The organism is Blautia sp. RTP21359st1_E11_RTP21359_211015 (assembly GCF_040910705.1).
In the GTDB taxonomy this organism is placed as follows: domain Bacteria; phylum Bacillota; class Clostridia; order Lachnospirales; family Lachnospiraceae; genus Blautia_A; species Blautia_A fusiformis.
Map to the genome: position 1 here is coordinate 1 of NZ_JBDGAB010000086.1, position 10656 is coordinate 10656.

The window sequence follows — 10656 nt, forward strand, 5'->3', positions numbered from 1 at the left end:
GATGATCTGCATCTGTCCCTGTGCGAAAAACACGCCCTTCACACCGTCGATGTTCTCTACATATTCCTTATCCGCCTTGTCATTATCCGCAATGACCAGACGAAGCCTTGTTGCACAGTGCGCCGCGGAAATGATGTTTTCTTTCTTTCCTACATGATCATAGATTTCCTGTGCTGTCTTTCTGTAATCCATGTCCTTCCTCCTTTTCTGCTACTGTTCCCGGACAGTCATCTCTTTCTGCTTTCCCTTTCTTCGGATCAGATCTGTCTGTTCTTTCTTCAGCTTTCCGGGATTTATTATCTCTGATCCATTGTTTTTCATTTATTTATGAGATTGATTTCATATATCCATTCATACAAGGAACGGTAATCTTTCCATTTTTTTAAGTTTTTTGATGATTTTAGCACTTTTCAATGGTTTGTTTTATGTTGTTGCTTGTGTTCTTATGTGGAATCGTTCTCATATCTTACTTGTATTATAACTACTGCATTATTATTTGTAAATCCGCAACATCGCACAAATTTCTTCGGTCAAAATTGTACATATTCCATAAGAACAGATGCAAGACAGACAAACCAGTCAAGGTATCGCAGAAAAAATCTGGCATTTTTCTGTGTTTGCTCAGCCATAACACAGCACCACACAAAAAAGAAGCAGGTCTTTTTCTCCCAAAAGATCTGCTCCTGTTCCACAATAACTTATAATTTCTTCCTCTGTCTGCGAGGATATTCTCTGTTACCTATGAGATTCCCGTTCCACAAGCTCACATCCCATTTTTATTTCCTTGCTGATCCCGGTATCGTTCTCAATAAGATCAGCCAGCATGGCTGCTGCCTCCATTCCGCTGGTCTTATAATAAAAATGTACCGTTGTCAGCTTCGGTTCCACGATCTTACCCGGAACTCCATCCCCAATCCCTGCGATCTGAACATCCTCGGGAATGCGAAGCCCGATCTCCTTCAAATAAGTCATGGCTCCCACCGCCATAGTATCCGTAGCACACACAAGAGAATCTATGGAAGGCTCCTCCTCAAAAAGCTCCTTCGCCATCTCATACCCGGAATCCATGGTAAAGCTTCCGATCTTCATCCTCTCCGGCACGACCTCCAGCTTAGCTTTATGGATAGCATCCATAAAACCCTTTTTCCTGCAGGCACCAACTGCCTCGTCCTTATCTGTAACGCCGATATAGGCAAACTTTTTCCCCTTCTCCGCCAGCTTCTCCGTGACCTGAAAAGCTGCTTTATGATCATCCTGATAAATACATGGATATCCGTCCAGATGCTGTCCCAGGATCACGATCGGTACCTTATAATCCTTCAGCATCTGTTTATGCTTTCTGGTAAACATGGTAGCAATAAAAACCACTCCGTCCACCTGACGTTCTTTAAACAGAGAAAGGTATTTCAGCTCTTCTTCCACATCATTATTGGTATTGGCCAGAATAAGCTGATATCCTCTCCGTGTAAGAATATCACTGATCCCTGTCACCTCACGGCTTATGGTATCTGAATTGATCTTTGGGAGGATGACACCGATGAGACTGGTTTTTTTGGTCCGCAGTGTCTGTGCCTGGGAGGATGGCTGATATCCTGTCTCCTGGATCACCCTGCGGATGACTTCCTTTTTTTCACTGCTGACATATCCATTATTCAGATATCTGGATACCGTAGCTCTGGAAACTCCGGCAAGCCTGGCTATTTCATTAATGTTCATAACTTATGTACCTCTTCTTTTGTCCTGTTATATCTGTCCTTGTATGCATATTTATAATATAGATTATACACGGTTTCTTTCCGGTAAAAAAGATTCTTTTCCTATGTAAATGGAAATTTTTATTACTGCTCACTCCGTTCTCACTAATACGCTTCACAACGCAAAGGATACGGGATGCATATATCTCCCATCCCGTATCCTCCATACTCTGTTTCCAAAAATCTCCCCGGCATATCTGTTTTTCGGTTTTCCATGTCATTCCAGATATTCAAACGGATCTACCGGCACGCCATCCTTTTTCATTGCAAAATAAAGATTCGGGCCTTCTACAGAATAATATTTGGTAGGTGCACTGATATTTCCGATCACTTCACCCTCCTTTACTGTGTCACCTTCTGCCACAGTAAGGTCCTTCAGCTGCCCGTATACTGCCTGATAACCATTTCCCAACTCCATAGTCACAGTCGTTCCCGTACAGGCATCCTGTACAACAGAAAGCACCTGACCATCAGCCGCCGCATACACCGGCGCATCCTCCACTGCCTGCAAAGCAATGGCAGAGCTCACACGATACTGATCCAAAGTCGGATAATATACGGTTTCATCCATATTGTAATCCACAAGAACCGTTCCTCTGACCGGCCATTCCATAATAGAATCCTCCGTAAAATCCAAAGCCTGTGCCGCAATTCCGACAGCTGAGGTCTCTGCGGTATCTGTGGAAGCTCCAGCTCCGTTATTCACCGCTCCCTCTGCCGATGTATTTCCGGCATTATCTGCTGTATTTCCAGTGCCATCTGTGCGGCTTCTGTCTGCACCTGCCGCCGCAGACACGCTCCTATCATCCGTACCACTTCCATTATCTGCATCTGCCGCTGCATTTTCGGCTGTACCACTTCCTGCAGTCTCACGGATGCTTCCTGTCACTCCATCTGCTCCGGCTTCTGAAGCTCCTGACAGACCTGCTTCATCTCCGGTTTCTCCATCAGAGATCTCATCCTGTGCTACATCCTGCCAGCCATCTCCGGCAGCTGCCGCATCCTCTGCGTTTTCCCCGTCCGAAAGCTCCTCTTCCAGCCCGGTCTCTTCTACCTGTACAGAATTTTCCTCCTGGGGATTTTCTGCGATGGGCTTTGTTCCAAGCTGATAAACAGTAATCCCAAGTGCCGCCACTGCTGCCAGAACACCTCCGTTGATAATACCTCTCACGATTTTACTTTTCATATTCTTTCCACCTCTGTCTGATATGTTCATTTTCAGTAACAGAAAAAACAGTAAAGCTGCCGTTTCGGTCACCATTTCTATATCTATAGAGTGTCCAGAATATGGCTGTCTATTCATTTTTTGAATATTTTTTTATCAGACGTTGCTTCGGATGCCTGACTTTCTTTAATCCTCAGCTTTCAGATCCATCTCCGGAAAATATTTTTTCAGGATTTCCTCCGCACTGCTTCCGTTTTTTGCCATCTCATTTCCACCAAACTGGGAAAATCCCACACCATGACCGCTACCACACACTCGCAGATAATAAATATCATCCTTTTTCTTCAAACTGAAATTCGCGGATTCCAGTCCCATTCCCGCTGCAAAGCTTTCTCCCTCCAGAAGTGTTTCCCCAATCGTAAGCTCTGTCACATAACCGGCACTGTCCCGTTTTTTGATCTTCAGCTCCCCGGAAAGCTGCCCCGCAGGAATTTCCACGATTTTTATATGATCCGGAGATTTTTTATCCTCACTGCTATCTGCCGATTTCAGATATGTATACGCCTCTTCATGAAAAGCCTCTTCCCCGCTGCGGGTTTTCCCTGCGCTTCTCTTATGCCAGGGAGTCAGCCTCACTTTTCCTTCATATGTAAGTACCTGTCCATCCGTCTCTTTTGCTGCCTGCTCATAGATCTGCCTTTTTTCTGCAAAAAAATATCTCCAGACTTCCTCTGTACTTCCGTTTTCCCTCAGGATCTCTGCCAGATTTTTCCCCTCGCCCAGCCACCTTTGAATATTCGACCGTGCGATCACAGTCTGCGCTTTTATGGTTTCTTTTTTCATATCCGGGGAAATCTGCGAAAAAACAATGACCGGGAGATATTCTTCCATATCCGGCACCCTCTCTGCCAGGACCCTGTCCGGTCCATTAATGGTTGCCGCCGAAAAATAAGGAAGAACAATTGCTAAAAACACCAGACAATATCGAAGAAGCGCATATTTTTTCATAAAAACACCATAAGCGTTCTTTTTCCTAATATATGTTCTTTTGCCAAAAATTATTATTTGCTGTATACTATAGCAGTTCTATGAATCAATGCATCAAAAAAAGTTATTCCGAACATGCTGCAGTAATTTATGGAAATGCTATGTATCAATCCAAAAAGTATCTGCAGCGATCAGTCCTGCTCACCGCTTATTGCTTGCCACGAATGGAGGTATCACACACCATGCTTGCCATCTTTCTCGCACCATTATATATTCTCATTAATATTTATATCGTCCGCTGGATGATTTTGTGGATGGGTGCCTGCGCTCATTTTTTCCAGACCTTTGCGTTCCGGGCATGCTTTGCAGGTGTTTATATTTTTCTGTCCACTTCTCTTCTGACCTGTTTTCTCATCCGGAAGCCCCCTGCGCTCCATCGCTTCCTGAAAAATACGGCAAATTATTTTCAGGGAACATTTCTTTACATCCTGATCGTAATCGTAACTACAGATCTCTGCAGACTGATCCTGAAGCATACGCTTCATCCGGCCTGGATGTATTCCCGGAAAGCCTTCGTAGTCACAGGCGCTGTCTGCACCCTTCTGATCATTGGTGTCAGTCTCTATGGGATTTTTAATCAGTGGAATATTAAGACAAAAACTTATGATGTGAAAATAGACAAGCAGGTGAAGGGAATGGACTCCCTGAAGATCGTCCTGCTCGCAGACATTCATTTCGGTTACAGTATCGGAGAAAAACATGCCGGGCTTCTTGTAAAAAAGATCAACGCCGAAGATCCGGATCTGATCTGTATTGCCGGCGATATTTTTGATAACGAATATGAAGGGATCAAAAACCCGAAAAAAACAGCGGCCATTCTCCGTTCGCTGAAATCCAGATACGGCGTTTATGCCTGTTGGGGCAACCATGATCTCAGCGAACCGATTCTGGCCGGTTTTACCTTCCGCAATGCAAAAAAAGATTATGATGATCCCAGAATGCGGAATTTTCTGAAATCTGCCAACATCCGGCTTCTCGATGACGAAACCGTCCTCATAGATAAACGATTTTATCTGACAGGCCGTAAGGATCCTTCACGCTGCCGAAAAATGTCCGACACCCGTAAGGATCCTGACCAGCTTACAGCCTGCCTTGACAAAACACTCCCGATTATTTTTATGGATCATCAGCCCGGTCAGCTGGATGAAGTGGCAGCCGCAGGCGCAGACCTTGATCTCTGCGGCCATACTCATGACGGCCAGCTGTTCCCTCTGAACATCATCACCGGCCTGGTCTGGGAAAATTCCTGCGGTTACCTGAAAAAGGGGACTATGCACAACATCGTTACCTCCGGTGCCGGCATATGGGGCCCGAATATGCGTACTGCCACAAACAGCGAGATCTGTTCGATCACAGTACATTTTTATCCTGCCAGACCTAACTCCTCTGATCCCTCATAAATATCTTCCACCGGCAGCTCCTCCGCACGCTCACTATCCTCTTCTGTTATTTCTGTTCCGTCATTTTCTTCTTCCGTTTCAGAGTCCTTCGGAAACTCAATTACTTCAGCCGTATCACCACTTTCTGATATCTCCGGCTCTTCACTGGAATCATCAAATATCTCTTCCTCAGTATTATCGTCCGTCTTTCCTTCTTCAGAACTCATATTGAGTTCCTCGCTGCTCTCTTCTTCAACTTTCTTTTCACTGTTTCTGATGATCTCAAGGGCTTCTGTTTCTGAAATAATGCCTGAATTATCTTCCATTGCATTTGCTTCCGGCACTTCATAATCATATACAAAGGTATTGACTGGCATAAGCTTGTTTGACTGCACATCATAGTCAAATACATGCCACAGGTATCCTTCCCTGTTAACCGGTACATTTGCCTGGTAGATCTGTTTTCCACCCCGGTAAACGGTTACTTTGGCTGACGAAGCAGATAATTCTGTACTCGCATCATCTTCACCATTTGTATAATCGTATACATAAAAGCTATATTTTCTTCCGGTGAAGCCTTTGTATATGGTTGTTGTTTCCGGTCCATAGCTGCTTGTATCATCCAGATCCAGATTTGCTATTACATCTCCATCCTCTGAATATGCATTTTTATCCCTATAGTATACATGGAAGTAGTCATCTCCGTTTTCATCAGCAGGTCCCAGCAGATGAGAATCCAGATCTCGCGGAGTTTCTCCCCATGTAAGCACGATCTGAAGAAGTCCCTCATCTCCTGCACTGATATTGGTCGGTGACATTGTTACATCACGTTCACTGCATGCATTTGCCTGAACTACAACATTGATATGGGCAGAAACAAAATCTTCATTGCTTGCATTCAGCGTATAGTTTCCGGCTGGCACGGTCAACGTATAGGTTCCATCTGCTGATACGCCTTCTTTCACAGTCTCTCCGATCACATTATCCCAGCCCTTACGTAATTCATAAGTTACATTTTCTATATTTCCACCGGTCATGGAATGAATAAATCTTCCACTCAGCTCACCATCTCCGGCTTCTGCTCTGGATACCATCAGGAAAGATTCTGCGTATGTGATCTGGTTCGCTGATACTCCCATGGAACTGCTTTCATATTTCTGGTAACCGGTTGCTGTGACAACAATTTTGTAGATTCCTTCATCAAGATCATTAAATGAATAAGTTCCATCTTCTTTCGTGAAAGTTTTTTCAACCTTGACTGTTCCGGAATATGCTTCCACGCTGGCATTTTTTACAGGAGCTTTACTGTTTGAATCCAAAACGCTTCCCTCAATGCTTCCGGCTCCGACTGTACATTTATCTACCAGTGTTCCATTTTCAAAATGAACCTTCAATTTTAGTGGATTATCGTCATCATCAGACAGAAAATCCTTGGACAACGTATAATGCCATACCGTTTTCAGGAACTTTCCGACCACCGTATCCGGATTCAACTCACCCGCTGCGTAAATATAGGTTCTTACATCAGAACAAAGCACATTTCCGGCATCACGAACTGTATAGGATACGCTTGCCTTTGCCGCAGGTCCTACCTTAATATCAATTCCCGCCAGATCCCATGTCTCCAATGCAGTCAGATTTAATCCAAACTGAAGACCGCATTTCGCAGATCCTTCTATTGTGACCGGTGTCAAAGTCTGACTGAAATCATGGATAAATCTTCCATTTCCATCTTTGAATTCATATCCGCCGGTTGCTTCAACGGAATATTTCACAACAAACTGCCCGGACACATCATAAAACAGAGAAACCACCAGATCTGCAGAAAGACCAGTTGTACCAAGCTTTATAGGAACTCGTCCCAGTTCAAGTACATCGCTGACTGTTTCCATAGTTCCACTTGCATGTTTGATCTGCTGCTCTGAATTCACGCCACTTATATAAAGTCCGCCTTCGAAATCAGCTTTTCCTGTAACTGACGCAATAAAATGCCTTACCTCTATCTTTCCCCAGCTAAATCCGGCATCCAGCTTACAGCTTACATCCGGAATCGTAACAGCAACAGAACCGGACAGCTTCACCTTATCATTAAATTTATGATTAAGATCAAATTTCAATTTACCTGGAACCGGAATACTTCCGCCGAGAGTAAGTCCTCCTGCCGGCACCTCACTTGAATTTTCCGGAATATACTCATATTGAACGCCCTCTGCAGTTACCTGCATATTTTCCGGATCTGCAATTCCTGCACCTTCAAAATCAATTGATTTGTAAACCTCTGAAATATCATCCGGTTTGCCGGCCTTAATGATCAGACGTCCCTGTCCGTCCTTTGTGATATTCTGGACTTTTAATGCAATATCTGTATCTGTTCCCATTTCCTTTGCAGAAAACAGTACAACCTTTCCGGTTTCCAGATTTTTATAAGCATTTCCATCTTTTACTGTGATCGTATAAGTTCCGTCACTATTCTGGACAACATTGTATATATTTTTGGAAGTATCTTTGACTTCAACTACATTTGTTGCATAGGTAACCTTGCTGTCATAATTCTCATCGATTACTGAGTCCTCAGTGATCTGGTCGATAGCTTTTAAGATCTGAGCTGCATCATTTCCGTTAATTGCCTTCTCCGGTTCAAAGGTATCTCCATTCAGAGACAGCATATTCTTTTTCAGTGCAATAGCTACAACATTTTTATACCTGATCTGAGCCGCATCTGCACATGTCGGTTCTTCATCCGTAGTTTCATATCCCATAAGCATTACTGCTGTATATGCGGCAAACTCTCTTGTTGCATATTCGTCAGGATAAAAATATGGAACATCCTGCTCATCGGTTTCATCGGGAATGATTCCCATAGTTTTTGCAATTTCTGCTGCGATTCCATTTTCATTTTCTCTGGTATCAGCATAATAATAATTTTTGCTGTCAAACTGCTCTTCATACTTGCAGCCAACTTTACCCAGAAGAAGTTTTACCCATTCACCTCTGGTGTATTCATGTCCGGAATCCTGCACGTATTTTTTCGTAACAAAAATCCTTGCAAAGATTTTTATTCCTTTTACTTTGGCAACGATCGATGTATTTCCCTCTCCGACTGCCTGGACAACACCTGTTTTTGTTACTGTTGCAATTTTCTGATCAGCAGATGACCAGCTTACTTTAACACCCTTTTCCTTAAAACCAAGCTGGATACTTTCCCCTTCTTCCAGAGTAGCTTTTTGATTTTTCAGTGTTGGTTTCACAACTGTTATCTTACATCGATATGTTCTCTTCTTGGAATCTTTAAAGGTTACTGTACATGTTCCTGTTCCTGTTACAGAAACCGTACCATCTTTTTTTACCTTGGCAACCTTTGTATTTGAACTTGAGGCAGTTTTGATCACATCACCCTTTATCGAAAGTTTCCTGGATGTATTCGCTGTTCCCCATACAAATTTTAAGCTCTTTGCAGACAGATAAGGATTTTTTACAGTAACCTTACAGGTATATACTTTTTTTCCTATTTTAGCTTTAACCACGGTTGTTCCGATTTTTACTGCTGTTATTTTTCCCTTAGAGCTGACTTTAACGATTTTTTTATTGGCAGAACTCCATACCGTCTTTCCCGAAACACCGTTTACTTTTAACTGCAGACTTTTTCCCTTTACATACAATACGGCTTTTTTCACTGACATTCCCGGGCTTTTTACTGTAACCTTACAGGTTAATGTCTTTTTGGCAATTCTGGCCTTTACTGTTGCGGTTCCGGTCTTCACAGCCGTTATCTTTCCCTTTGACGAAACCTTTACAACTTTATTATTGGAAGAAGACCATTTCACGGCTTTCTTCCAGTTTACAACCTTTAACTGTGATGTTTTTCCCACGTACAAAACCTTTTTTGTACTGTTCAGTCTGGGATTTGCAGCTGCATTTGCTGGCATGCTGATTCCTAAGATCAACATCAGGATCAGCATCAGCGGCAGCAATTTTTTTGATGCACTTTTTCTCTTCATAAGCACTTTTCCCTTCTGCTGTACTATGCTATAATGTTCATCAATTATAAATTTTCGAGATCATTCGAAATCATTTATAATTAATCCCCCGTAAATTATCAGACTATCAACCAAGAAAGGAGAAAAATCATGAGTGTCACCGTAAATCCAAAAGCACGCCAAATTTTACCGGTTATTCTGGGCTGCTGCGTAATCGGAACTGTTTTTTTTCTGGCAATAACTATCTGTTCCGCCATAAAATATCATGATTACGTACCTGTAGATGCTGTTATATCATCTGTCAGCCGCTCAAATAATCCTAACAAGCCTCATAGTTCCAATTATCATAACTATGTGAAGTACTCTTACACCTACAAGGAACAAGACTACACAGCTGACCGAATCGAGTTTTTACGCCTCGGCAAAGCCCCCGGAAAGCATGTTCAGATTAAATGTGATCCGCAGAATCCAAACCAGATCCAGAATATCTATTCTATGACCATCTGTATTGTCTTCCTAGTAATCCTGATCATAACAGATTTCCTGCTCATTCTTATGATAAAGTCTTAATACTGTACAGCTATGCTCTAATTATATAACATTTTTATCTCTTGAACTTTGTCAAATTTGTCGCAAAGTGAACATTTTTTGTCGAAAATGTCCATAATATTTTTTTTATCGCATTGACATACTCCTACCATTGAAATCCTACTCGATGGCTCTGCTGATTCGTTCGTCAGTAAGTAATTTTCTATGATATAAAAAAGACGGTTACGCTGAATCACAACGTAACCGTCTTCCACAGATATAAAACAAAATTCCCACCTACTGCCTTGAGCAATAAATGGGAATTTATCTGATCCACTTAAAAAGTGAGGCATCGGGGATTCGAACCCCGGACAACTTGATTAAAAGTCAAGTGCTCTACCGACTGAGCTAATACCCCATATTAAATTAATTAATACTCAGGCTTTTTCTAACCAGCCGTTTGTATGTTTTACATTAAAACATGCCCAGAGCCGGAATCGAACCAGCGACACGAGGATTTTCAGTCCTCTGCTCTACCAACTGAGCTATCTGGGCATAAGTAGCGGGGACAGGATTTGAACCTATGACCTTCGGGTTATGAGCCCGACGAGCTTCCAGACTGCTCCACCCCGCGTTATTAAATGTTAAAAGCCGATGATCGGACTCGAACCGATAACCTGCTGATTACAAATCAGCTGCTCTGCCAATTGAGCCACATCGGCATTTAAGTGGATGGAGAAGGATTCGAACCTTCGAAGGCGGTGCCAACAGATTTACAGTCTGCCCCCTTTGGCCACTCGGGAATC

Annotated in this window: 7 protein-coding genes and 5 tRNA genes; 2 read left to right on the forward strand and 10 right to left on the reverse strand. The window is 42.9% G+C overall.

Features of this window, described 5'->3' with window-relative positions:
- From AB5026_RS17980 to AB5026_RS17995, 4 genes are all read right to left on the reverse strand, one after another.
- Positions 1-192 (reverse strand): PTS transporter subunit EIIB (locus AB5026_RS17980; RefSeq protein WP_368214080.1); only part of this gene is annotated, 192 nt, incomplete at its 3' end.
- Between the two features lie 543 nt (positions 193-735).
- Positions 736-1716, reverse strand: a complete 981-nt coding sequence (locus AB5026_RS17985) for a LacI family DNA-binding transcriptional regulator (protein ID WP_021652887.1) — start codon at positions 1714-1716, stop codon at positions 736-738.
- Positions 1717-1971: 255 nt separating this feature from the next.
- Positions 1972-2940 carry a M23 family metallopeptidase gene (locus AB5026_RS17990; protein WP_084449199.1) on the reverse strand — a complete coding sequence of 323 codons (969 nt, stop codon included), beginning with the start codon at positions 2938-2940 and terminating at the stop codon, positions 1972-1974.
- Positions 2941-3105: 165 nt separating this feature from the next.
- The gene (locus AB5026_RS17995) at positions 3106-3927 is read right to left on the reverse strand and encodes a SpoIID/LytB domain-containing protein (RefSeq protein WP_368214081.1); all 822 of its coding nucleotides are present in this window, start codon (positions 3925-3927) and stop codon (positions 3106-3108) included.
- 221 nt (positions 3928-4148) lie between these two features.
- On the opposite strand from AB5026_RS17995, the gene AB5026_RS18000 reads away from it, so the two are divergent.
- On the forward strand, positions 4149-5366 hold the full coding sequence (locus AB5026_RS18000; RefSeq protein WP_368214082.1) for a metallophosphoesterase: 1218 nt from the start codon (positions 4149-4151) through the stop codon (positions 5364-5366).
- Here the strand turns inward: AB5026_RS18000 and AB5026_RS18005 are convergent.
- On the reverse strand, positions 5330-9343 hold the full coding sequence (locus AB5026_RS18005; RefSeq protein WP_368214083.1) for a carboxypeptidase regulatory-like domain-containing protein: 4014 nt from the start codon (positions 9341-9343) through the stop codon (positions 5330-5332). The genes AB5026_RS18000 and AB5026_RS18005 overlap by 37 nt on opposite strands.
- A gap of 129 nt (positions 9344-9472) precedes the next feature.
- On the opposite strand from AB5026_RS18005, the gene AB5026_RS18010 reads away from it, so the two are divergent.
- The gene (locus tag AB5026_RS18010) at positions 9473-9892 is read left to right on the forward strand and encodes a hypothetical protein (RefSeq protein ID WP_173746759.1); all 420 of its coding nucleotides are present in this window, start codon (positions 9473-9475) and stop codon (positions 9890-9892) included.
- A 303-nt stretch (positions 9893-10195) separates the two neighbouring features.
- Here AB5026_RS18010 and AB5026_RS18015 read toward each other — a convergent pair.
- From AB5026_RS18015 to AB5026_RS18035, 5 genes are all read right to left on the reverse strand, one after another.
- Positions 10196-10268: transfer RNA gene (locus AB5026_RS18015), tRNA-Lys, on the reverse strand.
- Between the two features lie 64 nt (positions 10269-10332).
- Positions 10333-10405, reverse strand: a tRNA-Phe gene (locus AB5026_RS18020).
- Between the two features lie 5 nt (positions 10406-10410).
- Positions 10411-10484, reverse strand: a tRNA-Met gene (locus tag AB5026_RS18025).
- Between the two features lie 15 nt (positions 10485-10499).
- A tRNA-Thr gene (locus tag AB5026_RS18030) sits at positions 10500-10572 on the reverse strand.
- A gap of 7 nt (positions 10573-10579) precedes the next feature.
- A tRNA-Tyr gene (locus AB5026_RS18035) sits at positions 10580-10655 on the reverse strand.
- Position 10656 lies beyond the last annotated feature (1 nt).